The sequence below is a fragment of the Cohnella nanjingensis genome (assembly GCF_014212125.1).
Lineage (GTDB): Bacteria > Bacillota > Bacilli > Paenibacillales > Paenibacillaceae > Cohnella > Cohnella nanjingensis.
In genome coordinates this window covers 29,228-56,083 of sequence record NZ_JACJVP010000032.1, presented here as the reverse complement: position 1 = coordinate 56,083, position 26,856 = coordinate 29,228, and the positions used below count along the sequence as shown (strand labels likewise).

Sequence of the window (26,856 nt, the reverse complement as noted above, 5' to 3'; positions counted from 1 at the left end):
AAAAGTGGTTAATGTTCAACCCACGGCGACACTCTCCTGATCAACAGGCGCAGCGCGGTATCGATGAGAATAGCGATGATCCCCATGACGATGATGGCCGCATAGATAATATCGCTTCTTAGATACTTGCTGGCATCCAATACCATCCATCCGATGCCCGAGACAGCCGCGATCATCTCCGCCGCCACCAGGGTCGCGTAGGTGACGCCGACCGCGGTCCGCAATCCGGTCAATAGATCGGGCAGACAGGACGGGAGAATCACGTAAACATACAAGCGCCAGCCCTTCGCCCCGAGGGACTTCGCTCCGTTGATCCGGTCGATCGGCACGCTGCTACTGCTGTGGACGGCGGTGATGAATAACGGCGCGAATCCACTCAAGAACAACAGCACAATCTTAGAAGTATCCTGAATGCCGAACCATAGGACGAGTAGGGAATAATACGCTAGCGGGGGTAGCGGCCGATAGAATTCCACGAAAGGATCGAATATCGCCCGTATCCACCTTACTCTGCCGCATAGAATCCCGAGTGTAATGGCAGTAACGAAGATATAAGCCAGCGCGATGAAGATACGCCTCATGCTGGCGCCAATGTGCGCAAGCAGCGTCGAACCCTTGTAGCCTTCCTTGGCGATATCCGCGAATGCGGCCCATACGTCCGATGGCGAGGGAAGGAATAGCGGGTTGACCCAAGCGTTCCGGGCGGCGAGCCACCACAGGAACAGGGCCGCCAAGACGGATAGGCCGGAGATGCCCAGATAGAACGCGTTGCCTTTTTCCTTGCCTCTTCTATGGGGTTTCCGCTGCGCGATCAAGATCCGAACACCTCACTTGTTTTGTAACTATACTTATTGAAATAGTTGGCTTTAAATCAATAAAAAAACCAACCTGTTTTCTCTTCTCCCGTTGTCGGGTCGTCGGCCTCGAACGAGGATGGGCCTGGGGCGCGACCGCGTTGAAGCATCATTCGCTGAATCAGGATTCCTTCTTCCTGACCATGGTGAGGAGGCAGGACAGCACTTCCGAACGCAGCTTCTCATCCATAGGCGCAAAACCGAACAGCTCGCAGTAGAACAATCCATCGGCTGCCAGCCGTGCCACGGTTGCTTCCACCGGATCTCTGCACTCGGCAGTCATACGGCTCTGCCAATCGATATACCGCTGGCGCATAGGCTCGAGCAAGTCGGGATTGCTGGAAGCGGCAGCCAAGATGCCGAAGCTCATCTCCAAATCTTCCTTGCTGATCTCGAAGGTCTGCCTGAGATAAGCTTGCGCCCAACGGTTGTCCAGCTTCGCGTTGCGCGCGGCTTCTTCTTCCGTGCTCGAATCGAATCGGTTCAGGAAGTCGTCCAATGCAGCTTGAATGAGCGCTTCCTTCGTCGGGAAATGGTAGAGCAAACCTCCCTTGCTTACGCCCGCCTCCTTCGCGACGGCGTCGAGCGTAAGCCGGGATGCTCCTCTTTCCCGGACGAGTCTGCAAGCGACTTGCAGAATGGCAGAGCGTTTCGAATGATGCGGCATGATTGGGCCCCCTAATATTTACTATACTGGCTGGACGGTACACCGTCAACGAAAAAAACAAACTATTCCTAGTTATTAAATGTGTATTGAGAGTTAAAGAAGGAGACTGGCGTTGTCAGTAATTCCAAGGCCGTAAGGGGATCTATTAAAAAGAAAAAACCCTTCCTCGGAAGGGTTTCGTCCATGCGATCGTACCTTGCGGAGAACGCAAGCCTGCACAGGCGTTCGCCCTGCCGGAATTAGCCTTCCAGCTCTTTGGGTTTCTCCGTATCCGAGGTCTTGTCCTCGCCTCTAAGCGCGGTTCTGAACTCTCTCAGCATCCTTCCCGATGCGTGGCCCAGCTGCGGAAGCTTGTTCGGTCCGAACAACAATAGCCCGATGACGACCAGCGTTAAGATATGCCAGGGAGCCAATAAATCGCCCATCTCATCACTTCCTTTTTTGATCTCTCTCTAATATAGCAGGAAATGGTCCCGGCTGAAATTCAAAATAGCTGGGGGAACCGCGGCCTAGGTCCGGGAGAACAGCTTGTCGGCGTCGTCAAGCGCCAGGTCCTGTCCGATCGACGAATAATCGAGCCAGGTCTGTCCGTCGAGCAGGTACACGTGGCCGTTCTTCACCGCCTTTAGACCGGCCCAGAGCGGATTGGCTCTCAATGCGTCATAGTTGCTCTGCGCTTCGCTGCCTTTGCTGATGATGACGAAGATCGCATCGGCGTCGAAGTCGGGCAGCACTTCCTGCGAGATGACCTCGTAGGCTTTGGCGATCTTCTCGACGCCCGCGGCGGGCCGCAGGTCCAGATCGTCATACATGATCGGACCCACGGGACGCTTCATCCCCATCACCCGAAGCTCCTTCGCCGTCGACCGGATGGTCATGACCTTGGCGTTCTCGCCCAGCTCCGCGCGGATGAGCTTGCCGACCTTCTCCGCTTTGGCGTCGTAGCTTTGGATAAACGCCTGCGCCTGCTGCTCGCGGCCGGCATGCTCCGCGACAGCCGTCAGATGATCCCGCCAGGTGCCTTCGTCCATGTCGATGCTGATCGTCGGAGCGATCTGCTCGAACTTGGCGACATCCTTGCCGGAATACGTCTCGTCGATGAAGATGACGTCCGGCTTGAGCGCCAGGATCGCCTCCATATCGGGATCCGTCACGACGCCGAACCGGGCGACGCCCTGCAGCCGATCCTTGACAAGCGGCAGGAAATCCTTCACGTCGCCGCCTACGACCGAACCCGCCGGGGTGATCCCGAGCGCCAGCAAGTTATTCGTAATATGAATCGACACGGAAGCGATCTTCGCATTCGGATTGCGGTGCAAGATCTCGTCGGCTTTGGCGGACGTGGACGTCGCTACGGATACCGGATTTGCCGACGCGCCGGATGCCGCAGTCTCCGCGGAGCCGGAGCTCCCGGCCGAAGCGGACGGCGAGGAGCCGCCGGTATTGGAGCTGGCGCGTTGGCCGCAAGCGGACAGAACGACGAGCATAAGGACGAGACTAACGAGCCAGACGATGCGAAACTTTTTCATTGCGAAAATGACCTCCATGCGTTTAGGTTTTATGCCTGAGCAGCAGATACAAGAAGAACGGCGCGCCGAGCGCAGCTACGACGACGCCGGCGGGAATCGCGTTCGGCGCGAATACGGACCGCCCGATCGTATCCGCCGTCACCAGGATGACCATGCCGGTCAGTCCCGACACCGGCAGGAAATGGCGGTGTATCGGGCCCGCCAGCTTTCTGGCGATATGCGGGGATATGAGTCCGATGAAGCCGATCCCGCCCGCCATCGAGACGCTTGCGCAAGAGAGGGCGACCGCCGCCGCCAGCAAGGCGATCCGGTGTCGCGTGACGGCGATCCCAAGGCCGGTAGCCCGATCGTCGCCAATCGCCAATACGTCCAGCGTGCGGGAGCGGGAATAGACGTACGGTACGAGTACCGCGATCCAAGGTAGCAGCGCCCACGCGTTGATCCAATCGCGGCCCCATACGCTGCCGGCCAGCCAGCGGGCCGCGAACGCGTAAGTATTCTCGTCCAGGCGCAGCGACAGGAACAGCGTCACCGCGCTAAATCCGGCTTCGACGGCGATGCCGACCAGGATGAGCCGAATCGGCAGCAGCCCCCGATAGCGGTCGTACGATAGCGCGAAGACGATGACCGCAATGACGATCCCGCCGGCAAAGGTAAAAAGCGGGATCAGCAGCGCCGCCGGTCCTTCCATCGTCCGGAAAAAGGAGACGAATGCGATCAGACCGAACGCGGCCCCCGCATACAGTCCCAGAATGCCCGGATCGGCCAGCGCATTGCGCGACACGCCTTGGAGAACCGCGCCCGCGGTGCCCAGACCGATGCCGGCAAGCACGGTCACGAAGATGCGCGGCATACGGTATTCGAACAGCGCGATGCTGCCGTCGGCGGGCCCGTAGCCGAACAAGGTTCTCCCTACCTCGGCCGGGGACAAGCGGAGCGTTCCCGTATTCAGTCCGACGAGGATAACGGCCAGCGCGACGACAGTCAAGATGGCGCACGCGGCGACGGCCTTGCCGCTCCTGGAGCCGACATTCCGTTCTCTCATCGGACCCGACGGCCGAGTACCGCGGGATGCGTCTTCCAGGCCGGCTCCGTCATCAGCAGCCGCTGGATGCTCCTCCGCTGATTCGCGCTCGATACGGCGAGCAGCAAGTAATCCGCTTCGAAATGCGCCAGCTCCTCGGGAGCGAATCCGGTCCAATTGAAAGCCGTTCCCGCCGGATGGGGCTCCATGAGTTGCGCAATCCGCTCCGGCGGGGAGAGCTGGAGCGACCGGTAGAACACGTGTCCGACGTTGCGCGATCCGTACATCCGCAGACCCGATTCCTTCACGACGCAGATCGCCACGGTCGCCGATCCGATCGAGCTGCGCACCTGACGGCGGAGCTGCTCCGCCCGCCTCTCGTGGTTGTCGAGCCAGAGCCGGGCCTCCTGCTTCCTGCCTAGCAGCTCGGCGATCACGCGCAGATGCTCGAAGACATCCTTGCTCGTCCAAGGGATAGAGATGATCGGCGCGATGTCGTTCACGTGCTCTCTTGCCTTCGGCAGCACGTTATCCTTGCATAGAATGAGGTCGGGCTGGATGTCGATGAATGCCTGTCTGCCGATCTCCCAAGGCTCCGACGCATGCTTGGGCAGATCCAGCTTGCGGGTCTCCAATGGGATATAACGATGGACTTGGGCGGCGCAGGGCGTCAGTCCGAGCGTATACAAGTGGTCGGTGTAAGGATAGGACAACGAGACGATCTTCAGATCGCTTCGCTTCGTGTAGACGGTCGGGGCGATGCCGTTCGTTTTCTTGAAGCGCCGGCTGAAGTAGAATTCGTCGTCGTACCCGACGTCCCGCGCGATATCGCGCACCGGCTTGTCGGTCTGCAGCAGCATCTCTTTGGCTTTGTTCATGCGCAGATGGGTCAGGAAAGAGACGGGCGTCCGCTTCATCGTCCGCTTGAAGAGATGGGAGTAGTAAGTCGGGTGCAGACGGGCGAGCTCCGCGAGCTTGTCCACGCGTATGTCTTCCCGATAGTGCCGCTGCATATAGGAGATGGATAGCTTGAGCCCCGCCTGCGCGTCGTCCGAATCCGCCGATTCGGTACGCCGCTGGAGCAGGTCATCCAGCATCTCGTACAAATATTGTTGGGCGAGGAACCGGCTTCCGCCCGTCGGCGCCTCCCCTTCCTGGGCGAGCAGGCTGAAGAAGCGCTTGAAGCGGCTCCCGCTCATCCGGTAATTCCCTTCGGCCGGGAAGGTGAGGTCCCGCTCGAACGACCGGATCGAATCGGAGCGCTCCGCCATGCGGAACAGGTCGAACGCGACCCAATAGATCTCCGCTTCCCGTCCCTCCTCCAGTTCCAGCTGAACGTCGGTCCCCGGGGCGAACAGGTACAGATGATCCGGCGCCAGCTTCGCCGATCGGCCGCTCACGGTCAGTTCGCCGCACCCCGCGGACGCGAACAACAACGTGTGGCGGCGGAGCGCCGAGTCCCCTCCTGCCCAAGACGGCGCCTGCGCCGCGACGCGAGCCTCGACGATCTCGAATATCGTTCCGCTCAAGTAATCGTTCTCCTGCGAGCGCATTCCCGCATCCGCCTCCTTCTTCGTCATTCTCGAATCCGCAGATCCGCGGTGAACCATAAACGGTAGATCAGGGCGCTCAGCAGCATGCTCATGAGCGCGGCCGAGCAAGTAAACGAGAAGACGATCAGAATCTGGTAGCGCACCGCTTCGACCGGATCGGCTCCGGCGACGATCATCCCCGTCATCATGCCGGGAAGCTGCACCAGCCCGACCGTCTTCATCCCGTCGATGGTCGGGATCATGCTGAACTTGACCGCCCGCTTCAGGCAATCGTGGATCGCCTGCTTCGCCGTCGCGCCCAGCGACAGCAGCGTCTCGATCTCTCCCCGGACCGTCTCGGCCTCCCGCTTCAGATGACCGATGAACAATCCCGCGACGATCATCCCGCTGCCGATCGTCATGCCGCTTAACGGGATGATGTATTGGGGCGTGGCTTTAATCATATGTAGACCTAGAAACAGCGACATTAATACCGCTTCGGTCGCCGTTAACGCCATGGCGATCCGCCAGACGATACCCGGCATACCCCGGCCGCGCTTGCCCGCATTCCAGGAAGCGACGCCGATCATGCACGCGATAATGAGGACCAGAAAAGCCGGATGATCGGCCTCGAACACGAATTGCAGCACATAGCCGACCGCCAGCAGCTGAACGGCCGCGCGGATGGTCCCCAACGCGATATCCCGCTCGAGGCCGAGTTTCTGCCAGACGGACACCAGAATCGTCGCGATCACGAACAACAGCGTGAAGCTAAGCGCCGTATACGTCATGAATGCTCCAGCTCCCTTCCGGCGGGGGTTCGCAGATACGCGCTAGCCAGTTCCGTCGCCGGCGCCCGAAAGAATGCATCGGCAGGCGTATCCTCCAGCAGCGTGCCTTCCCCCATGAACCATACCCGGCCGCACGTTTGCCGCGCCTGCTCGAGGTCATGGGTCACCCAGATCATCGCCGTTCCTTCTTCCTGATGCCATCGCAGCAGCAGCCGCTCGACTCTCTCCTTGCTGCCCCGGTCCAGCGATGCCGTAATCTCGTCAAGCAAGAGCACATCGGGTCTCAGCATCAGCGAGCGAGCCAGCGACAGCCGCTGCTTCTCGCCGCCGGACAGCTCCGTCGCCGGCTTCGACAACGCCAGATTCTCAAGACCGAGCTCGCCCATCAGCCGCTCCGCCAGCTTGCGGTCATATTCGGTTCCATGCAACCTGCTGACGGTCCTCAGATTGAATTCGACGCTCCCCGGCAGCATGACCGGCAGCTGGGCGACATAGCCCATCCGCATCCTCCACCTGCGCGGATCCGCGCCGTCCGACGCGGTCCCGTAGAGCGCGATGCTTCCGTTATCCGCCGTATCCAGCTTGGCCAGAATGCGCAGCAGCGTCGATTTGCCCTGGCCCGACACGCCGAGCAGCGCGATCCGTTCCGGCTCCTTGATCGTCGCGGTCACTTCGGAGAACAAAAGACCGGAAGAGGAAGCCTCGTTCCCCTCCTGTCGCGATCGTTTCGCGAGTCCGGTTATTTCCAATACGTTCGGCATCGTTCTCCCCCTGCTGAACATGCTCCGGCATGCCACTATAAATGATAATCATTTTCAATGAGAATGAAAAGAATCTTTTGAATCTGACGATTCTGATGGAGAGGAGCGTTGCCTTCCCCCTTTATTGTATGTAAATTGGACCGGCAAATCTATTACCGAATAAGGCGCAAAAAAAACACGCCTCAAGGCGTGTTCGAAGCATTGTAATCCGATGAACTTCCAAGGTCGAGGCCGCTTCGGGCAACTCATACACATCTTAATCCTTGCTATCTTCGACGTTCGATTCTATCTTTGGCGAGTGCCGCAACGAAGATCAGCGTCGTGATTCCCCCCTCAATTAGCAAACCGAATAACGGAAACCATTTATCGAAAAAGAGAAATGCATACGAAGCATTATTGCTGAACGGCAGAAGCGGACTTGCGACAAAAAAAATCGCAAAAGCTTTCACCCAATTGCGATGCGTTCGGGTGCCGAACAACTGTGCCGCGCCTACCGCCGCGCCATAATACAACGTCGAAAAAGTGATGAACGTTCCGGAAATATAAATGAGCATCAATAAAATATCGAACCGTTCAAAAAAGGCCAAATGAATAATGCGGGAAAACATGTAAATCGGATAATCGATGCGACTGGCCATATAGGGCCCGATGACGGCCATACTGCATAGAAACGTAACGGTCATGACGAAAGCGCCGAGCAAAACGGCAGAAGCTTTCATCTTGAACGTACGTTTCGGATTTGCAAGGTGCGGCATTAACATCCCTATGACGATGCAGATGCCAAACCAGCTCGCCGGGTAAACCGCCCCTTTGATCGCAGGGCCTACTCCGTTTTCGAATGGGGGCAGCAAATAATGGAGGTTCAGTTCCCGAATCGAAAACAGAATCAGCAGCACGGAAGCCGACAGGATGAGAACCGAAATGAATTGAGCCAATCTGGCGATAGATTCCAAACCGTGATAAGCCGCCCAGCCGGTCGCAAGCGTCATTGTTGCCGAAAATATGATCCCTGGCGTATCCGGCATCAGCGTGGTTGAAAGAAATTTGCAGAACAGCCACATGGCGGAAACGATCACGATTAAGAAAAACAGGACAAAAATAAAGCCAAATAGCGTCCCGATTGGCCCCAGTACGGTTCGACTGTACTGGATAAGCGATTGGCCGGGGTATTTTCGCCCCAGCCAATGAAGAATATAGGCGACATAAATGTCGACGGCGGCACCGATCGCCATCGATAGCCATAAATCCTGCCTCGCTTTCGGAACGAGCTGCGTCGGGATGGAGAAATAGGTAAGGGAAGCAACGGAGACGAAAATGATGAAAAAGAATTGGAGATCCGAAATTTTACGTTTCAACGCTCCTCCTCCTTTCGCTCATTCCGGTTGTAATCCGCGTTGATCGCTTTTCAATCCGGTTTTAATAATGGGAACCGATACGCTGACCTGAACGTCCAGATCAGCCAACTCTTCGTTCCAGCGCTTCTTCATCCGTTTCCATTGCCGCGGGTAGGATTGATGCAAAGCTTCGCCGAACCCGATGACATCGCTGTTATATGTTCTGCATACGCGTTCAATCGTTTGTTCGACGGATTCCCGGATTTGCGCGGCCAATTTCTTTTCCAATAACCGATTCGTTTGAACATCTGTCAAGTCAAGACTTTTTACGGAGGATTTGAGCTCGGCCTTTGCCCTGATCCCGACGCGATACGCAACCCGATTGCGGTAAACACTGGGAACCAGTCGCACTTTGATTTGTTTCAATTCGAATACGACAGGCTTCGGTCCTCGATCTTGCAGCTCAAATTGGATCATTCCGTTGTGCGACTTGCCTTGCAGCCAGCCAAGGACTTGCGCTTGCCTATCGGTCAGCCAACCCACCAGCTTATGCTGCTTGAAAACAGCTATTTCGCGAATGGCCATGGTCTCTTCCCCGCCCTTGGATACCGGAGCTATGCCTGCCGCGTACGCTTGGAAACCGACTTGATCCAGCCGCGGCAGAAACTTATACAGCTCCAAAGTAACGGATGAATTCCCGCGTCTGTTTTTAATAAAATCGCTCCATTCTTCGGAGGGGACATCTTCCAATTCCTTCGACTTCTGCAGCGTATCGCGGGCGGGTTGTTTAGAGATCAAGATCCAGCTGAGCGGGTTCTGCTGCGTGTCGCGCCAAAAGAAATCCGTATATTCTTCAATTCCGCGTCGGGCCAGCTCCTCTTCGATCAGAATGATTCGCGATTGCGGAAAAAAAAGATTTTTTTTCGCCTGTTTGCGAATCTGCTCCATCGCCTCGAAAATCGTGTCGCCTTCGGCGGCATACATGGCGAACGGTCGCCGCTGTCCGCCTGCGCCTGCAGCTACGGGCAGCGTAGGATTCACCAATTGTACGCTCATCTCGATTCGATCGTCCGGGGCGGCATCCAGCCCGATCGCCGCGACTACCGTGAGTTGATCGATATTTTTTTGCCCCCAGCATCCGCTCATTACAAGCAACAAAAATAGAAGGGAAAATCCCTTTAATAAACGAAGCCCCAAGCGGGAATAGGGGCGCTTCCAAGTATGCATGCCGTTCCCCCAATCACCGATGTCTTCTGGAATGGGTTCGTAGTGTCCACCAGGGTACGCGAATCAAGGTTTTCCGGGCTTCATCCTTCTTGTACGGAGCAATAGGGGCCAGATACGAGATCCCGAAGGAGCGGAGCGTCGTTAAATGAATGCCAATTAGGATCAAACCGAATAAAACGCCGTATAATCCAAACAACGAAGCGCAAATCAGCATGAAAAACCGGAGCAATCGTATGGTGCCCGACAGGTCGATGGATGGAATAATAAAAGAGGAAATAGCTGTGCCGGCAACGATAATGACGGTCGGAGAAGAAATGATCCCCGCTCTGACTGCCGATTCCCCGATAACAAGCGCCCCGACGATGCTGATAGCCGAACCGACCGCGCGCGGCATCCGAATACCGGCTTCTCGCAAACCTTCGAAGGTGAGCTCCATGAGAAGCGCTTCGATCAACAGCGGAAACGGAACGCCTTCGCGCGCGGAAAGTATACTGCTCAGGAGATACGGCGGAACCATCTCGGGATGAAACATGAGCACGCCCACATATAGGGATGGAAATAATAAGGCAATGAACAAGCCGATATAACGAAGCCAGCGGACGAAGGTCGCCACCGGGTAAGCTAAATAATAATCTTCCGAAGTCTTCATCAAATGAAATAGCGTACACGGGACGAGCAGGACGAACGGCGTGCCATTGACCATTAGCGCAACCCTGCCTTCGACGATTCCGCCCGCGATATCGTCCGGACGTTCCGTGCTGTAGACGGTAGGGAAAAGGGACCGGGCATTGTCTCTGATGATTTCTTCAATATAATGCGACTCGAGAACGGCATCGATATGAATTTGACTCAGACGTCTGCGCACTTCGGCGACGGTCTCCTCCGGAGCGCGGTCCTGTAAATAGAGGATCAGGATTGAGGTATGGGTAACGCTGCCGACCGTCATCGCTTCTACTCGCAGCTTCTTGTTCTGGATTCGCCGGCGAATGAGAGACACATTCACCTCGAGCGATTCAACGAACCCGTCGCGCGGGCCTCGCACAACGACCGTGGAAGCAGGTTCCTCGATGCTGCGCGTCTCAATTCCCAAAGTCTCGACTGCGATGCTCCCCTCGCATCCGTCCATGACCACAATCGAATGCCCGGAAAGCAGAAGCGTAATCGCCTGATCGATCGATAGCGCATGCGATACTTTTTTGGCGGTGATGACGGAATTTTGAAGCCATATATATAAGTCTTCATGCGCGGTCACGTCTAACTCTCGGGTACGAGAAATCAACGGAGCCAGCACGCCTTCATTCAGCGATTGGGTGTCAACAATCCCGTCCAGCCATAGGACCGCGATCGGTATTTGTTTGACCCCAACGGCGCATTCGCGTATGGACAAGTCGGCGCTGTTGCCCAACTCGCTTTTGAATTGTCCGATTTGCTCTTGTAGCGGACGGTTATTCCGTTTCACTCCATGTCCCCTCGCTTTCCTCACCAACCTAGTTTGATCATAAGTGAGGGCATTGAAACATGAAGGCCAGCTGCGTCTTAGCGTTCGGCCGGCAACTGCATTCGGTATGGATTTTTTGTCGCGCGGAGAGGGCTAATTAGATTGGTAACTGTCCATACTTGGAGTGACCGAGTCCGAGGAGGGATACGAGCCTTGCTGCCCAAAGGAAGCATTACCATTCTACAGGCCAGCATGGTCTTGATCATGGCGATCGGCCTCGACAACCACGTGACGATCATCCCTTTGCTCCTCCATACCGCCAATAAAGATTCCTGGATCAGCGTCATTCTAGTGCTCCCCCTCTGCCTGTTGTGGACGCTGCTGCCCTACTGGATCGCCAAAAAAACCCGCCAGACGAACATTTTATCGTGGCTTCGCACGCACGCTCACCCTGCTTTAGCCCTGCTTCTACTCGTCCCGTTTCTATCCTTTTTCCTGACGAACGCTTTTGTGACGTTCAAAGAAGTGATCGTCTGGACAAGGACTTCGTACTTGCCGGAAACCCCGATTCTGGTGACGGCTCTCTCCTTGCTCGCGCTCTGCGTTTATTCGGCCATGAAAGGCATCCGATCCATTGCCATCTGCGCGGGAGTGTTGCTGCCTGCCGTCTGGGTGCTCGGTTATTTCGTCATGTCGGCGAATTTCCAATTCAAGCGTTATGCCCTTCTCTTTCCCCTCTTTACGAACCGCTTCTCCTCGATCGCATCTTGCATGATGTATGCAGCCGGCAGCTTTATCGAGATATTCATTCTCGTGCTGATTCAGCATCATATCCGCGGCAAATTCAAGTGGTATCATCTCATGATTCTGGTGCTGATCATATCCGGATTGACCATCGGTCCTTTGGCGGGGTCCATTGCCTCCTTCGGATATAAGTCCGCGCAGATCAGATACCCGACCTTCGAGCAATGGCGGCTGGTCCGGATCGGAGACTACGTTTCCCACCTGGATTTTCTGTCGATCTACCAATGGCTTGCGGGCGCCTTTATCCGTATTTCGCTGATGCTTTATTTGATCGCCGATTTGCTGAAAAGCAAGAGCGAGCGTTCGCGAAAATACACGATCGCCATCGTAGCCGGCATTTTGCTGCTGCTGGTAGCCATACCGATGATCAACGATATGGTTTATCTGCGCATCGTCAGATGGTACTATATCGGCGCTTTCGCCATTATTCTCTTCTCCTCCTTATGGCTGCTATTGACGGTAGTATGGACTGCGCGCAAGAAAGGGGCAGGGGCATGAACAAGAAAAGCTACATTCATGAGTGGGATGAGGAGAAGCTGCGTTCGTATTATCGGGGCAGCGAGGATATCAAAATCAGCACCAACGCCTTCGGCGAAACGGGTGAGACGTTTACGTTGGTTTATTGCGAAGGGATGGGGGACAGCAAGCAGTTGTCCGAGACCGTTCTCCCCTCCTTGGAGCAGTCGTTCCGCAGCGGCAAATCCGATTCTGAAGCGTGGACCGCCCTGCAGGCCCGATTGGAGCTGACGGAGCTGCAATCCGACGAGGACTTGTCGCTCCGCCTGTTCAGCGGGGCGCTGCTTCTGCTTCATCATCGGACGAAACGGTTTTTCGCCCATAACATGGAGAACATTCCAAAGAGAACCCCTTCGGAATCATTAACCGAAATTTCGTTAAAAGGCCCCCGGGACGGGTTTACCGAAGAGTTGTCGACGAACGTCGCGTTAATCCGCAAACGATTGCGCACCTCCAAACTACACAATGAAAAATTTACGTTGGGGGACCATTCCAGGACGGAAGTGTCCCTGATGCATATAAGCGGAATCGCCCCCTCCGCCTTGATCAAGGAAGCGCGCGACCGGATCAAAGCGTTTGAATCCGAGTCGTTGCTGAGCAGTTCCCAATTGGAAGAAGCGCTGGGAGATTCAAAATCCCCCCTCTTCCCGCTGATCGATTACATCGGAAGGCCCGATTTCGTCGCTGAGTCCTTGGTGCGGGGACGCCTGGCGGTGCTGATGAACGGATCGCCGATGGCCCTCATCTTTCCAAGCAATTTGTTGGAGCAGATCAAGTCGCCGGAAGATTTGCATTTGCCGTATTACTTCGTGGCTTTCGAACGCTTGCTTCGTATGATCGGTCTATTCGTCGCCATTTTTTTGCCGGGTTTTTGGGTCGCGTTATGCGCTTTCAACAGCGAGCAATTGCCTTTCCGTCTGCTGGCCACCGTGGCCAACTCCAGAGTCGGCCTGCCGCTCTCGGTCTCGATGGAGGCGGTGCTCATGCTGGGAATGTTCGAGTTGTTTCGCGAGGCGGGGGCCCGACTTCCGAAGGCCGTTGGCCAAACGGTAGCGGTCGTCGGAGGTTTGATCGTCGGCGATGCGGCGATTCGCGCGGGGTTAACGTCTCCTACGATGCTGGTCGTTTCGGCGGTTACGGCCGTATCGACATTTACGCTAGTTAACTTGTCTCTTAGCGGAACCGTCAGCGTCATGAGGCTGTATGTACTGATCGTCTCTTCCGTACTTGGCATGTTCGGCTTTTTTATCGGCATGTTCTCCATTGTCGTCTATTTGTCGGGACTAAGCTCGCTGGGCATCGGATATTTGGAACCACTATCCCCGGTCTCGTTCAAGGATATTCTAAAGGCGGTATTGGACGTTCCGAAGCGTTGGAAAGACAAGAAGCCGGTCATGCTAAGACGACCGGATCTCGAAGATAAGGAGTAAGGACAGTCATGAATCCGATTCGGATCGTTGGAATAGCCTCGGCCGCGCTCGCGACGTTATCGCTAACCGGATGTTGGGACAGCTCCGACATCGAAAAAAATCGATACGTATCCGCGATCGCCTTCGACTATGCCGATCATCGGCATACCATGTTCGCGCAGATGCTTGACTTCAGTTACGTGGCGAAACAGGAAAAAGGGAAGAGCGAGTCTCCGCCCGTTACTTATGTCGGGAAAGGGGTAGGGGCAACCGTCAACATGGCCGCCAACCATTTGTATCAGACGGCTCAGCAAAAAACGCTGTGGAGCCATATCACCTCGATCGTCGTGACGGAAGCCGCTTTGAAAGAAGGGGTTCAGGGATTCGAGGACGCTTATGACCGGTTTTACGATACGCGCTTCTCGCAATGGATTTACGGGACGCGGGATAACATCGAAACGTTGTTCACGACGCCCGATTTATTCAATATGTCTTCCATATCGACGATTCTTCACGAACCGATTAGCAATTACAAACAAAGATCGTGGATCAAACCGATTCGCTGGCTTCATTTTTTTGCGGACATTCTGGAGCCCGGCAAGACCGTCGTTCTGCCCACGCTTAGCGTCAACCAGAGTCAATGGAAAAAGAACCGGGAGGCGGAACCCAAACTGCAAGTTAGCGGCGCCTTCCTCATCAGCGGCAAGACCGTCAAAGGATGGCTGAGCAACGATCAACTGATCGGGCTGCGCTGGATGAACCCGGGGACGGAGCGAACGCCGCTTCCGATCATGGACGGCGGTCGGGTGATCGGGGTTCTATCGTTAGGGAGTCCCAAGGTGAAAATGAGGGAGACATTCGTGAAGGGGTTGCCCCGTTACCGAATCAAACTGTCCGTTAAGGGCAATATCGTCGAGATGAACGACGCCGCAACCGAGCAGGAAATGAAGCGACTCGCGAAATCCCTTATCCGGAAGGAGATCCGGGAGACATTCCTTCACGCGGTTGCGTTAAAAGCGGATATCTACCAACTTGACTACTCCACGTATGTACATCATTACGATAGGTGGAAGCGAATCGAAAAACAAGGTAACGTTCATTTGACCAAAGATTCGCTGGAATCGATCGACGTCGATATCAAGCTCATGCATAGCGGCATGCTCAGAACCTACGTGCTTGAATAACCCGACTTGCCGCGGGTCGTAAGAAAAGAAGGGTCATCCCTTAAGCGGTTCGCTTACGGGATGACCCCTTTTGGGAATCAAGCCTTCCATTCGTGATGGTCATCGCTTGGGATAGGATAACCGTCCCTGCTCGCGAGCGTTAACGCACCCCGCTTCAACGGAAAGGAGCAGTAGCAGTTTGGCCAATATCGCGAATGAGAATCCTGACATCTTCCGCAAAGTTTCGAACCGGATGACCGTCCAGAGGCGCCAAACTTTGCGTATGAATGGTTTGTATACGAGTATGCAGATTTTTATCTGCCGTTACATGGACTTTGTATCCAGATTCGGCCTTTTCGGCGCTATTCCGCACGTTCTGCGCAACCCTTGTCGTATTTTCGCCATCTTTTACATCGATGCCGACAATCGCATCGCGATCATGCACAAAGACAGTTGCTTTTTTAACGCCCTTAACTGTCATAACATGCTTTGTGATTTTTTCAGAAACCTTTTTGTTAAAGGAAGGATGTGTCGAATTGGCGTTTGTACTTTGTTGAGTTGAACGTGCTTTATATTGATTCGTTTTTAAACCATTATGTTTCGTACATCCTGTTCCGACAAAAACAAGCAACATAGTCAACGCCACTACCCCAAATTTTTTATACATTTTCAGTTTTCGCCTCCTTGCGTGTAGGATGCGCGAACCAAATCCATTTCATTCGCTTGTTAATCACGCTTCCTGACTGACAAGGTGTGCCTATGTCGCCGCTTGGACCGTCCAAGTGCTATAATGATGATATCAAAGATGCCATTCAGTCCACCAAAGGGAAGGAGAACTATCCATGAATGCCGAGCAATTGGATCGAATCCGTAAGGGCAAAGGCTTTATCGCGGCCTTGGACCAGAGCGGCGGAAGCACCCCCAAGGCACTGTTGCAGTATGGCGTTGCGGAAAACAGCTATTCCAACGAGGATGAGATGTACGCCTTGGTGCACGAGATGAGAACGCGCATCATCAAGAGTCCCGCATTCGATTCCCGGCACATCTTAGGCGCGATCTTATTCGAGAACACGATGGACCGTGCCATCGACGGTCAATGGACCGCCGATTATCTCTGGGAGCGGAAGGGCATCGTACCGTTCCTCAAAGTCGACAAAGGGCTCGCCGACCCGGAAGACGGGGTTCAGCTCCTGAAGCCCATCCCCGATCTGGACGACTTGTTAAAGCGGGCGGTCGGGCGCAACATCTTCGGGACGAAGATGCGGTCGGTCATTAAGGAAGCCAATCCCGCCGGCATCCGCAAAGTCGTGGAGCAGCAGTTCGCCATCGGCAAACAAATCATAGCCAAGGGCCTGGTTCCGATCATCGAACCGGAAGTCGATATCTACAGCGCGGACAAGGCTGCCTCGGAAAAGCTGTTGAAGGCGGCGATCGTCGAGCAGTTGTCGGCCCTTGGCGATGACGAGAAAATCATGCTTAAACTCTCCATCCCGACGGAAGACAACTTCTACAGCGATCTGATGGCGGATCCGCATGTCGTGCGGGTCGTGGCGCTGTCCGGCGGCTACTCGCAAGCGGAAGCCAACGAGAAGCTCGCGCGCCATCACGGATTGATCGCCAGCTTCTCGCGCGCCCTGTCGCAGGGACTCGCTGCCGGACAGACCGACGAGGAATTCGACGCGATGCTGTCCCAATCCGTTCGGGACATTTACGAAGCTTCTATTCGATAAGAGACATCCCCTCATCCCCTATCCCCTTCTTCATCCCGCGACAACGTCCCGCATCCATCGGATGCGGGACGTTGTCATCATGCCGCAAAGCTCCGATCCTATTGAACCTCCACATGAACATGATGATATTTCAGACAACGGATCGTTCCGTACGTTTGACAAGCGATTCTTCATCCATTATTCTCTTAATAGTAATTATTACATTTAATAAACATCTGAAGGAGTGAAAAGCAATGACAGTCTCCCCCGTCGATACCCGCATTCCCGTCACCGTGCTAACCGGTTTTCTAGGAGCAGGCAAGACAACTTTGCTTAATCATGTGCTTACGGCGGATCACGGTCAGAAAATCGCGGTCATCGTCTTCCGGCTTTACGAGCTGCAACGATAAATTCTACATGGCCTATCTGATTCTTATTTGGTGGTAAGCGGACATTCTGACATTCTATGCACCTATTGTTCCATCATCATAGATTTATCAGACCTCCGGATCTCCGGACCTCCAGACCTCCGGACCTCCAGACCTCCAGAACTCCAGACCTCCAGACCTCCAGACCTCCGGACCTCCAACTCCGACCGAACAGTTGTAAATGTANNATGAATACAATTTATTGGGGAACAGCCACCACGAGAAAGAGCCACAAGAAAGAACCACCATCAAGCACCACCGGACAGGTCCCAGCCGATGAATTCCAGGTGACCTTTGCTCAACCGAAGACGAATATTCCCTGCGATTATTAGGCGTGTAAGCCCTGAAAGCGATAATGGCCAAGACCCATTTTCATAAAAGAAAGCCGGGCGCTGCCGCGAATCGCGGTCAAGCGCCCGGCCCGCCATCCTTCCGTTTACTTGAAGGTGGAACCGTCGTATGCTTTTTGCAAAATCTCGAGATAGCGGTCCAGCTTCAGATCCTTCAGCCCTTTCAGGTAGCCGTCCCAGTCCTTGTCGAGGTTCTTGTGGCCGGTGATGAACTGCAGCGCGTTCTCGTCGATATACGTCCGGATGTTCGTCTGCAGCAGGCTTGCTTCGTCGGTCTCGGACGGATCGAGCCAGATCGCCCACAGCGGGAACAGCTCCTGCGGCTCGTGCCCTTGATAGAGCAGGGTCGCTTGGTACAACCGGCGCTCGTAGTTGGCGGAATCGTAGATGTCCGTGCCTTGAACGAAGCTGTCGCGATACTCCTTCGGCTGATAGAAGTGGCCCATGCCGCTCCAGCCGGCGTTGCGCGGCGCTTCGCCTTCCACCGCGGGAATCGAAGCGAACTGCGGCGTTACGCCTTCTCCGAGCGCGACTTCGCCTTCCTTCGGCTTTCTCCAGTCGATGCCTTCCATGCCCGACGCCGCGTTCGTTTGACCTTCGGGGGTGTACATGTAGTCCACGAACTTGATCAGCGCGATTTGCGCGTCCTTGCTCGCCTTATTCGTGATGGCGAACTTCGCGCCCGGGGATACGCCGCCGCCGTCGTGCGTGGCCAAGGCGATGCCGCCCGGCCCCGTCAGAGGGGGAACGGGGTTATAGTCTTTGGAATTTTTGTTGCCGACGTCGATGTTCACGAAGATGGCCGGGTGCATGCCCGCGCCGGCGCCCAGAATTTGCGCGCTGCCGTTCTCGCCGATTTTCTTGAACGCTTCGGAGTTCTGGGTGAACGCGCCCGGATCGATCAAGCCCTCGTCGTACAGCGATTTGATATAAGCCAAACCTTGCTTCCATTGTTCCGTCGTGGCGGCGGAAGAGACTTTGCCGTCTTTCATGAGCAGGTGATTGCGGTCGTCGTCGTAGACGAACGCGTTCATGAGGAACGGAATGACGCGCACGCCGTAATCCTCGATCGAGCCGCTGAGCGGTACTTCGTCTTTCGCGCCGTTATGGTTCGGATCTTCGTTTTTAAACGCTTCCAAAACTTTTTTGAAGTCTTCCGTCGTTTTCGGCATATCCAGCTTCAGGTCGGTGAGCCACTTCGTGTTGATCCACATCTTGTTCGGATACGAGCAGTGGAAGCACTGCGTATAGGAAGGCAAGCCGTAGATGTTGCCGTCCGGGGAGACGCTTAACGCCTTGAAGTCCGCGTTGCTGTCGAGGGCGGCTTTGATGTTGGGCGCATACTGGTCGATCAGATCGTTGAGCGGAATAAGCACGCCTTGCTTGCCGTACTTCAGCAGATCCGCCTGCGAGAATTGATCGATGTAGGCCGTCAGCATATACGCGTCCGGATAGTCGCCGCTCGCCAGCGAGATTTGGCGTTTCTCCTTGGCGCCGTCCGAGGTGACCGTCTCGAAGTTGAACTTGATGTTGAATTTCTTTTCCGCGAACTGCGTGTATTTGTTGGTCGCCAGATCGATGTTGGGCTCCTGCACCGCGAACATCTTGATGTTGACCGGCTTGGCGGCCGCCTCCGAGGAGGAGCCGGATGCCGCCGGCGAGGAGGCGCCGCCTTCCCCGTTGCCGTTTTTGGAACAGGCCGACAATACCGCTCCCAGCACCAGGACGATCGCCAGCAGACTTACCATTCTCTTTTTCAACATGCGTTTTTCGCTCCCTTTTTCATCATGTCGGTTGGGTGAAGCTGTACATGCCGTTCCCTTTGCCGTTTCGTTCGCGATCTCCGACGGCGCGCTACATGTCGATCACCCCTCCCGAGGAATGCCGGTTCCGATTGGCGCGGGGCCCGGTCATCCTTTGACCGAGCCGACGAGCATGCCTTGCACGAAGTGGCGCTGCACGAACGGATAGATGATCAGCACGGGCAGCGTAGCGACGACGATCAACGAATACTTGAGCAGCTCGGCGAGCTGCTGGCGTTCGACCTGCTTCATCGCGTCCATGACGGAGTTGCCGCTGTTGTTCTGGATGATGATGCTGCGCAGGATGAGCTGCAGCGGGAACTTGTCCGCGGTCTTCAGATAGATCAGCGCGTCGAAGTAGGCGTTCCATTGGCCGACCGCGTACATGAGGACGAGTACGGCGATGATCGGCTTGGACAGCGGGATCACGACGCTCCGCATGAAGCGAAGGTCGCTGCAGCCGTCCATCTCGCTCGCTTCGACGAGTTCTTCGGGGATCGACGATTGAAAGAACGATCGGGCGATGATCACCTGCCACACCCAGACCGCGTTCGGAATGAGCAGCGCCCAACGCGAGTCGATCATGCCGAGCGCTTTGACGACCATGTACGTGGGGATCAGTCCGCCGCTGAACAGCATCGTGAACGTGATCACCATCATGAGCAGATTGCGGCCGAACAGCGTTTTGCGCGATAGCGGGTAAGCGAGCATCACCGTCAGGCACACGCTGATGGCCGTGCCGGCTGCCGTGTAGAACAGGGAATTGCCGTAACCGGTCAGCACCTGCGGATCTTTGAACAGCGTCTGGTAGCCCTTCAACGAGAGATCGACGGGCCACAGCCATACCCGCCCCGCGGACACGGCGGACGGACTGCTGACCGAACTGCTGACGATATAGATGAGCGGATAGAGCACGGCGATCACCACGACGATCAATATAGCGTAGACGACGATGAGAAACGCCCGATCCGCTGCGGATTCCTTGATTCTGGTTGCTGCTGTTGCCATGTCATCACCCCTCGATTACCAAATGCTAGAATTGGAGAAACGTCGAGCCAACGCGTTCACCGAGAACAACAGTACCAGGTTGATGACCGAATTGAACAGGCCGACCGCCGTCGCGAAGCTATAGTTGGCGTTCAGCAAGCCGATCCGGTACACGTACGTGGCGATGATCTCGGAACTCGAGATGTTCAAGTTGTTCTGCAGCAGATAGATCTTCTCGAAGCCGATCGCCATGACGCTGCCGACGTTCAGAATGAGAATGATCGTGATCGTCGGCAGAATGCCCGGGAGGTCGACGTTCCATATCTTCTGGAACCGGGAAGCCCCGTCTACCTTCGCCGCTTCGTAGAGCGTGGGATCGACCGCCGACAGCGCCGCCAGATAGATCACCGCGGAGTATCCCGCCGTCTGCCAGATATCCGACCATACGAAGATGGAGGAGAACAGGCCGGGGTTGCCGAGGAAGTTCACGGAGCTCATCCCCAGATGGTTCAGGAAGACGTTCACGAATCCGAGGCGCGGCGCCAGGAACAGCATGAGAATCGACACCATGACGACGGTCGAAATGAAGTAAGGAGCGAAGGTAACCAGCTGCACGAGCCGCTTGAACCTCTGGTTCCTCACTTCATTGAGCATGAGCGCGAGCAAGATCGGAATCGGGAATCCCGCCAGCAGCAGATAGAAGCTGATGAGCAGCGTATTTTTGACGAGCGTCCAGAATATCGGATTCTCGAAAAACATTTCGAAGTTTTTGAATCCGATCCACGGACTTCCCCATATGCCCTTCGTGACGTAGTAGTCCTTGAAGGCGAGCACGGCGTTCAGCATCGGATAGTATTTGAAGATCAGAAAGAACAAAAGCGGCGGTGCGATAACGAGATACAACTGCCAGTGCCTGGCGAAGCTTTTTCTGGCTTCGGGGCGTTTGCCTGCGGCTTCCAAATGAATCCCTTCTTCCAATTCGTGATGGATGCAATGCGCGATGTTATGAGAGCGTTTTCTACAGGATCAATCGTAAAGGGTTTCAAGCCTGCGAGGTAGGTACAATTGCGTTTTCAACCGTACAGCTCTCCCGTTAAACGAGGTACAGTTTCGCGCTGGGCGGCCACTCTCGCGCGCCTCCTCCCGCCTTCATCGTACGGTTGCGAGGTGCCGCCCTGGGAGCGATGGCAGGTTGGCTTCGATTAGGCACATCCTTGGCGCCCCTTAGACCGGAACTCATTGCGGAATCCGGCGGCTTCGAGACGGACGGTCCGGCCGGGCGCAGGACGATAGCCGCATCTCTTCCTTCTATAAAGAAGCGATCAGAACCTCCGTCCTTCGCGGGACGCGCCGGATCCCGGAGCGAAATGTCCGCTCTTCGCGCGATTTGTACCCCGGATATCGGACAATTCGTACGATGAACGACCGAGTTGTACCTACCTGGAGAAAGGCGACCTGATCTACAATCGATGTACGGTAAGCGCTCTCATAAATGATTGGCCTGACGAAGAAAGGAGGTTGCGAAGGAGGGCGCGCCAGACCGTCGCTCGCGGTCGAAGGCGATAGGCTTTGCCGCGCGGGGGCAAGACCACTCTTCTTTTAAAAGGGGTTGCGGGAATTGAAACATCATTCACATCGGCGGCGCAAGAGCTGGATCGGACTGCTGCTCGCGCTCGTCGTCATCGCGCAGATCGGATTCGCCGGCCCGAGGCCGAACGTAGCGGCGGCGGCCGACAACGGACTGGCCTTGAAGCCGTACATGGGCTGGAGCAGCTACAGCCTGCAGGTGTACGACGGCCAAGCCGGCAATTGGATCTCCGAAGCGAAGATCAAGAAGATGTCCGATGCCATGCACGAGAAGCTGCAAGCTCACGGCTACAATTATATCAATATCGATGCGGGCTGGAACGGCAGCATGGACGGCTACGGCCGGCCGATCCCGAGCGCGCAGCTGTATCCCGGCGGATTCGAGAATCTCGTCGACTACGTGCACCGCAACGGGCAGAAGATCGGGATCTATCTCATCCCGGGCGTATCCCCGGCCGCGGTCGAGCAGAACCTCCCGATCTACGATCCTTCGGGGCCGTCCGGCTGCACGATCGGGGATATCGCCGTAAAGCCCTACAAATATGCGGATTATTGGAACATCGGATACAAGATCGACTTCAGCAACCCCTGCGCGCAGAAATATGTCGATTCGATCGCCGATCTGATTGCTTCATGGGGCGTCGACTTCGTCAAATTCGATAGCGTGACGCCCGGCTCCGGCCATAACGATACGTCTATCGACGCCCGCGACGACGTCAAAGCTTGGTCGCAGGCGCTGAGCAAGCACCACATCTGGTTCGAGCTCAGTTGGGCGCTCGATCACAATTACGCGGATTATTGGAAGCAATACGCCAACGGCTGGCGCGTCGATTGGGACGTGGAAGCGTACAACCGCGACGTCGGGATGACGCAATGGAGCAACATCGCCAGGCTGTTCCCGGACGCGGCGATGTGGTGGCGCGATGCCGGCCCCGGGGGATGGAACGACTTCGACTCCCTCAACGTCGGCAATGGCGCGACCTCCGGGCTGACCAAGGACGAGCGTCAGACGGCCATGACGCTGTGGGCCGCCTCGTCCGCGCAGCTCTACACCGGCGACGACCTGTCCAATCTGGACGAATACGGCCTCGGCCTGCTGACCAACGACGAAGTCATCGCCGTCAATCAGGCCGGCCACCCGGTGCATCCGGTGTCGACGGCGTCCGACCAGCAAGCCTGGTACGCCAACAACGGCGACGGGACGTATACGGTAGCCTTGTTCAACCTCGGCAGCAAGGGCGCTTCGGTCGGCGTCAACTGGCGGGATATCGGCTTGAACGGCTCCGCCTCCGTGCGCGATCTGTGGAGCCATCAGGAGCTCGGCGCCTTCGCCTCCGGCATCGCGCCGGTCTACCTGGAGCCGCATGCTTCCCGTCTGTTCAAGGTAACGGCCAACAGCGGCACGGCCACGGTCAACGACGACGACACCGGCATGAGATACACCGGAACGTGGACGCGAAACGGCGGCAACGAACTGGTGCGGGACGCGCAGGATCTGACCGTCCTCGTCTCGGATTCCTCGTCTGCGCGAACGGCGCAATCGACCGGGGACGGGGCAGCCGGCGATAGCCAGACGCAGCCGGAAGCGCTGGCGGCGGATGCCGCGGCCGTCTCCCATACCGTCATGATTAACGACAACGATCCGGCGATCCAATATGCCAACCGCTGGGGCTACAGCAGCGGCCGCTCCTTCGGCGATTACATGGGCGACGTCCACTACGGAGAGCCGGACAACGGCACGCAGCCGGAGGTTTCGTATACGTTCAGCGGCACGGGCATCGAGGTGCTGGTGGAGCGGAGCCCCAGCAGCGGCAAGCTGGACGTCTATGTCGACGGAGAATTCAAGGAAACGGTTGACGCCGAGAACGCGTCGCAGGCGGGCCAGTATGCCGCGTACGGCATCTCGGGCCTGGATCAGGGATCGCACACCATTAGGATCGTGCGGAACGACGGCGGCCAATACTACTTCCTCCTCGACGCCTTCAAGGTGACGACGAACTCGCTGCTCGAGGCGCCTTCGTCGAACAGCTTCAACAAGGATCAACCGGCGGATATCACGACGGCGCTGCCGTTCGGCTCCGCTTCGTTCGCCGGCATCAAGAATGGCGCTGCGGCGCTGCAGCTTGGCACCGACTATACGGTCAGCGACGACGTCGTGACGATCAAGTCGGACTACCTGATGCGGCAGCCGTCCGGCCAGCCGGCCGAGCTGACGTTCGAATTCGCCGGAGGCGATACGCAGCGCCTGACCTTGGCGATCTCCGGCACGTCGATCGAACCGACGGTCGCCAGCTTCGACAAGCGTCCGACGGCCCAGGCCGACCTCGCGGTGAAGCTGACGCTTCCCGAAGGAAACAGTCTGACCGGCATCAAGAACGGCGACGGCAGCCTGAAGGAAGGCGAAGACTACGTCGTAGCCGGCGACGTCGTCCATATCCTGAAGGCGTATCTGGCGAACCGCCCGGTCGGCGTGACAAAGCTGACGTTCGAGTTCGCCCGCAGCGACGCGCGGACGCTCGCCGTCACGGTGAATAATTCGTCTTCGCCTGGGCGCTACGCGATGATCAACGACGACGATCCCGCCATTCGGTACACCGGGGCGTGGAACCGCAGCAGCGGCCGTAACCTCGGGGACTACAAGGACGATGTGCATTGGGTCGAGAACAACGGGGATTCCTTCACGTATACGTTCCAAGGAACGGGCATCGACTACTTAACCGAGGTCGATCAGGGCCAAGGGAATATCGAGATCTACATCGACGACGCGAGCCAAGGCTTGTTCAGCACCTATGAGGCGAATGCCCACAACAAGCCGCAGCAGACTGTCTTCTCCATCTCGGGCCTCACGAACGGTCTCCATACGATCAAAGCGGTCAAGCGATCGGGCCAATTCATGCTGCTGGACGCGCTGCGGGTGCAGCTCCCCGATCTGCTCGACGTCTCTTCGGTCGACTACGACAAGGCCGTTGCCGGGCCGTCGGGCTTGAGCGTGAACGTGCTCGCCAGCATCGATAGCTTGACCGGCATCTCGAACGGCGCGAGCGCGCTCGTCCGCGGCGCCGACTATACGGTAGAAGGCAGTCGGGTCACTTTCCTGCCGACCTATCTGGCAGCGCAGCCGGTCGGCACGACGAAGCTGACGTTCAGCTTCGCGGGCGATTATGGAGACGATGTGCACGCATCTGCGGAGAACGGCGCATACTTCCAGTATGCGTTCAAGGGCACGGGCGTGGAGCTGCTGTCTCCGACCGGTCCGCGACAAGGCGATATGGACGTCTATATCGACGGACAGCTGAGACAGACGGTGAGCGCGCATGCGGCGACCCGCAACGCGCAGCAGCAGCTGTTCGCGATCGGCGGGCTAGCGAACGGCCTGCATACGATCAAGGTCGTCAAAACGTCGGGCGAGCTGATGCTCGTGGACGCGCTCCGATTCGCCGTACCGGCATCGACAAGCGAGCCGGATCCGGGGTCCCCGGGCGACGGCGGTAGCGGCGGCGGTGGCGGCGGTGGTGGCGGCGGGGGAACCGTCGATACGACGCCGATCGTCATCGTCAAGCGGACGCAGCAGCCCGATGGAACCTTCAAAGACGAAGCGAAGCTCACGGGCGACATCGCGAAAGCGCTGATCGACCGGCAGCAGGCGTCCGGCTCGAAAGCGGTCGTCGTCGCCATCACGGATGCGAAGGACGAGGCGTCTTCAATCAACGTGACGCTGGACCAAGACGCGGTCGGCCGGATCTTCCGCAGCGGGCTCGATCTGGACCTCGACACGGTCCACGCGAAGATCCATATTCCGAACGCATCCCTCCAAGGACTGGACGGCGACGTGATCTTCACGCTCGTGCCGGTCAGATCGGCGGAGCTTGGAGCGCAGATCGTGCAGCGCGCGAACGGGACGACGGCCGTCGCCTCGGCGACGGGCGGCGCCAAGGTCGCGCTGAACGGCCGGCCGGTAGAGATCGAGACGAATCTGCAGAATCGCGAAGTGTCGCTCATGCTGCCGCTACAGGGCGGCAATCCGAGCGCAGCCGAACTAGGACGGCTCGGCGTCTACATCGAGCACGGCGACGGCACGAAGGAATTCAAGAAGGGAAGCGTCGCGGCGTTCGGCGGCAGCTTCGGCCTCCAGTTCACGACTTCCAAGTTCAGCACGTTCGCGCTCGTCAAAGCGGCCGATACGGCCGCCGCCGCGCATGCCGCCTATATCCAAGGCTTCGAAGGCGGACTGTTCAAGCCGGAGAAAGTCATCACCCGCGCCGAGATGGCGACGATCCTGTCCCGCGTCGTCACGCGCGATGCCGGCGGATCGACCCGCGCGTACAGCGACGTCAAGCCGGGGCATTGGGCGGCGGAAGCCATCGCCCAGGCGACGGAAATGGGATTGATGAACGGCTTTGCCGACGGCACGTTCAAGCCGGAGCAGCCTATCACCCGCGCCGAGATGGCCGCCCTCGCCGTTCGCGTCACAGCCACGTCTGAAGCTCCGGGCGAAGGCTTCAAGGATACGATCGGCCACTGGGCGGAGAACGAGATCCGAGCCGCGCAAGGCGCAGGCTACCTGAAAGGCTACGAGGACGGCGCGTTCCGGCCGAATCATTCGCTGACGCGGGCCGAAGCGGTCGTCGTCCTCAACCGGACGCTGGTCCGAGGGCCGCTCTATGGCGTCGAGCAGTCCCCATGGCGGGACGTTCCGAACAGCCACTGGGCTGTACGCGACATCCTCGAAGCCTCGGTCGAACACAACTTCGCACCGGCCGACGGCGGCGGAGAGAAACAGATTCCTTAATCTTGGATTGGCAACCGAAGAAGCCGAAACGTCTCCTCCCCGGGAGCGTTTCGGCTTCTTATTTTCCCGCGAGCGGCGAACACGCGTAAAGAGACGTACTGGGTACGTCTCTTTAGCCTTGGTGAGGCGAAGGAGCGTAAAGTGACGTACTGGGT

General features: G+C 57.0%; 20 protein-coding genes and 1 pseudogene. 6 read left to right on the top strand and 15 right to left on the bottom strand.

Going from position 1 to position 26,856, the window contains the following annotated elements:
- Positions 1 to 8 precede the first annotated feature (8 nt).
- The 11 genes from H7C19_RS19905 to H7C19_RS19855 all read right to left on the bottom strand — a co-directional run bounded on the left by H7C19_RS19905 (position 9) and on the right by H7C19_RS19855 (position 11,178).
- The gene (locus H7C19_RS19905; RefSeq protein WP_221469352.1) at positions 9 to 815 is read right to left on the bottom strand and encodes an ABC transporter permease subunit; all 807 of its coding nucleotides are present in this window, start codon (positions 813 to 815) and stop codon (positions 9 to 11) included.
- A gap of 160 nt (positions 816 to 975) precedes the next feature.
- Positions 976 to 1,521, bottom strand: a complete 546-nt coding sequence (locus H7C19_RS19900) for a TetR/AcrR family transcriptional regulator (RefSeq protein WP_185670802.1) — start codon at positions 1,519 to 1,521, stop codon at positions 976 to 978.
- A gap of 239 nt (positions 1,522 to 1,760) precedes the next feature.
- The gene (locus H7C19_RS19895) at positions 1,761 to 1,946 is read right to left on the bottom strand and encodes a Sec-independent protein translocase subunit TatA/TatB (RefSeq protein WP_185670801.1); all 186 of its coding nucleotides are present in this window, start codon (positions 1,944 to 1,946) and stop codon (positions 1,761 to 1,763) included.
- An 84-nt stretch (positions 1,947 to 2,030) separates the two neighbouring features.
- On the bottom strand, positions 2,031 to 3,050 hold the full coding sequence (locus H7C19_RS19890; protein ID WP_185670800.1) for an ABC transporter substrate-binding protein: 1,020 nt from the start codon (positions 3,048 to 3,050) through the stop codon (positions 2,031 to 2,033).
- Between the two features lie 22 nt (positions 3,051 to 3,072).
- Positions 3,073 to 4,095 (bottom strand): FecCD family ABC transporter permease, encoded by a 1,023-nt coding sequence (locus H7C19_RS19885; RefSeq protein WP_185670799.1) that lies wholly within the window; start codon positions 4,093 to 4,095, stop codon positions 3,073 to 3,075.
- Complete coding sequence (locus H7C19_RS19880) at positions 4,092 to 5,603, bottom strand: AraC family transcriptional regulator (protein ID WP_185670798.1); 1,512 nt, start codon at positions 5,601 to 5,603, stop codon at positions 4,092 to 4,094. Before H7C19_RS19880 ends, H7C19_RS19885 begins: the two co-directional genes overlap by 4 nt.
- 47 nt (positions 5,604 to 5,650) lie before the next feature.
- Positions 5,651 to 6,397 carry an ABC transporter permease gene (locus H7C19_RS19875; protein WP_185670797.1) on the bottom strand — a complete coding sequence of 249 codons (747 nt, stop codon included), beginning with the start codon at positions 6,395 to 6,397 and terminating at the stop codon, positions 5,651 to 5,653.
- Entirely contained in the window at positions 6,394 to 7,158 is a 765-nt protein-coding gene (locus H7C19_RS19870; protein ID WP_185670796.1) for an ABC transporter ATP-binding protein, read from the bottom strand. The genes H7C19_RS19875 and H7C19_RS19870 overlap by 4 nt, the downstream gene beginning before the upstream one ends.
- 266 nt (positions 7,159 to 7,424) lie before the next feature.
- A complete protein-coding gene (locus H7C19_RS19865) occupies positions 7,425 to 8,513 on the bottom strand; it encodes a GerAB/ArcD/ProY family transporter (protein WP_185670795.1) in 1,089 nt (362 codons plus the stop codon).
- 18 nt (positions 8,514 to 8,531) lie between these two features.
- A complete protein-coding gene (locus H7C19_RS19860) occupies positions 8,532 to 9,719 on the bottom strand; it encodes a Ger(x)C family spore germination protein (protein ID WP_185670794.1) in 1,188 nt (395 codons plus the stop codon).
- 13 nt (positions 9,720 to 9,732) lie between these two features.
- Complete coding sequence (locus H7C19_RS19855; RefSeq protein WP_185670793.1) at positions 9,733 to 11,178, bottom strand: spore germination protein; 1,446 nt, start codon at positions 11,176 to 11,178, stop codon at positions 9,733 to 9,735.
- 192 nt (positions 11,179 to 11,370) lie between these two features.
- Between H7C19_RS19855 and H7C19_RS19850 the strand changes: the two genes are divergently transcribed.
- From H7C19_RS19850 to H7C19_RS19840, 3 genes are read left to right on the top strand one after another with little or no spacing between them, the layout of a single operon-like run.
- Positions 11,371 to 12,459 carry an endospore germination permease gene (locus tag H7C19_RS19850; protein WP_185670792.1) on the top strand — a complete coding sequence of 363 codons (1,089 nt, stop codon included), beginning with the start codon at positions 11,371 to 11,373 and terminating at the stop codon, positions 12,457 to 12,459.
- Positions 12,456 to 13,907: a spore germination protein gene (locus tag H7C19_RS19845; RefSeq protein ID WP_185670791.1), complete on the top strand. Its 1,452-nt coding sequence runs from the start codon at positions 12,456 to 12,458 to the stop codon at positions 13,905 to 13,907. The genes H7C19_RS19850 and H7C19_RS19845 overlap by 4 nt, the downstream gene beginning before the upstream one ends.
- Positions 13,908 to 13,915: 8 nt before the next feature.
- Positions 13,916 to 15,070, top strand: a complete 1,155-nt coding sequence (locus tag H7C19_RS19840; protein WP_185670790.1) for a Ger(x)C family spore germination protein — start codon at positions 13,916 to 13,918, stop codon at positions 15,068 to 15,070.
- A 154-nt stretch (positions 15,071 to 15,224) separates the two neighbouring features.
- Here the strand turns inward: H7C19_RS19840 and H7C19_RS19835 are convergent, their stop codons facing one another.
- On the bottom strand, positions 15,225 to 15,716 hold the full coding sequence (locus H7C19_RS19835; RefSeq protein WP_185670789.1) for a YhcN/YlaJ family sporulation lipoprotein: 492 nt from the start codon (positions 15,714 to 15,716) through the stop codon (positions 15,225 to 15,227).
- 175 nt (positions 15,717 to 15,891) lie between these two features.
- Between H7C19_RS19835 and H7C19_RS19830 the strand changes: the two genes are divergently transcribed.
- Positions 15,892 to 16,779, top strand: coding sequence for a fructose bisphosphate aldolase (locus H7C19_RS19830; protein WP_185670788.1), 888 nt, complete (start codon positions 15,892 to 15,894; stop codon positions 16,777 to 16,779).
- Positions 16,780 to 17,012: 233 nt separating this feature from the next.
- Positions 17,013 to 17,159, top strand: a pseudogene (locus H7C19_RS19825) (GTP-binding protein); the annotation flags it as partial.
- A gap of 463 nt (positions 17,160 to 17,622) precedes the next feature.
- Here the strand turns inward: H7C19_RS19825 and H7C19_RS19820 are convergent.
- From H7C19_RS19820 to H7C19_RS19810, 3 genes are all read right to left on the bottom strand, one after another.
- Complete coding sequence (locus H7C19_RS19820) at positions 17,623 to 19,299, bottom strand: extracellular solute-binding protein (protein WP_185670787.1); 1,677 nt, start codon at positions 19,297 to 19,299, stop codon at positions 17,623 to 17,625.
- Positions 19,300 to 19,446: 147 nt separating this feature from the next.
- Positions 19,447 to 20,346 carry a carbohydrate ABC transporter permease gene (locus H7C19_RS19815; RefSeq protein ID WP_185670786.1) on the bottom strand — a complete coding sequence of 300 codons (900 nt, stop codon included), beginning with the start codon at positions 20,344 to 20,346 and terminating at the stop codon, positions 19,447 to 19,449.
- Between the two features lie 15 nt (positions 20,347 to 20,361).
- Positions 20,362 to 21,285 carry an ABC transporter permease gene (locus H7C19_RS19810; RefSeq protein ID WP_221469351.1) on the bottom strand — a complete coding sequence of 308 codons (924 nt, stop codon included), beginning with the start codon at positions 21,283 to 21,285 and terminating at the stop codon, positions 20,362 to 20,364.
- 658 nt (positions 21,286 to 21,943) lie between these two features.
- Here H7C19_RS19810 and H7C19_RS19805 point away from each other — a divergent pair.
- Entirely contained in the window at positions 21,944 to 26,701 is a 4,758-nt protein-coding gene (locus H7C19_RS19805; protein ID WP_246469618.1) for a X2-like carbohydrate binding domain-containing protein, read from the top strand.
- Positions 26,702 to 26,856 lie beyond the last annotated feature (155 nt).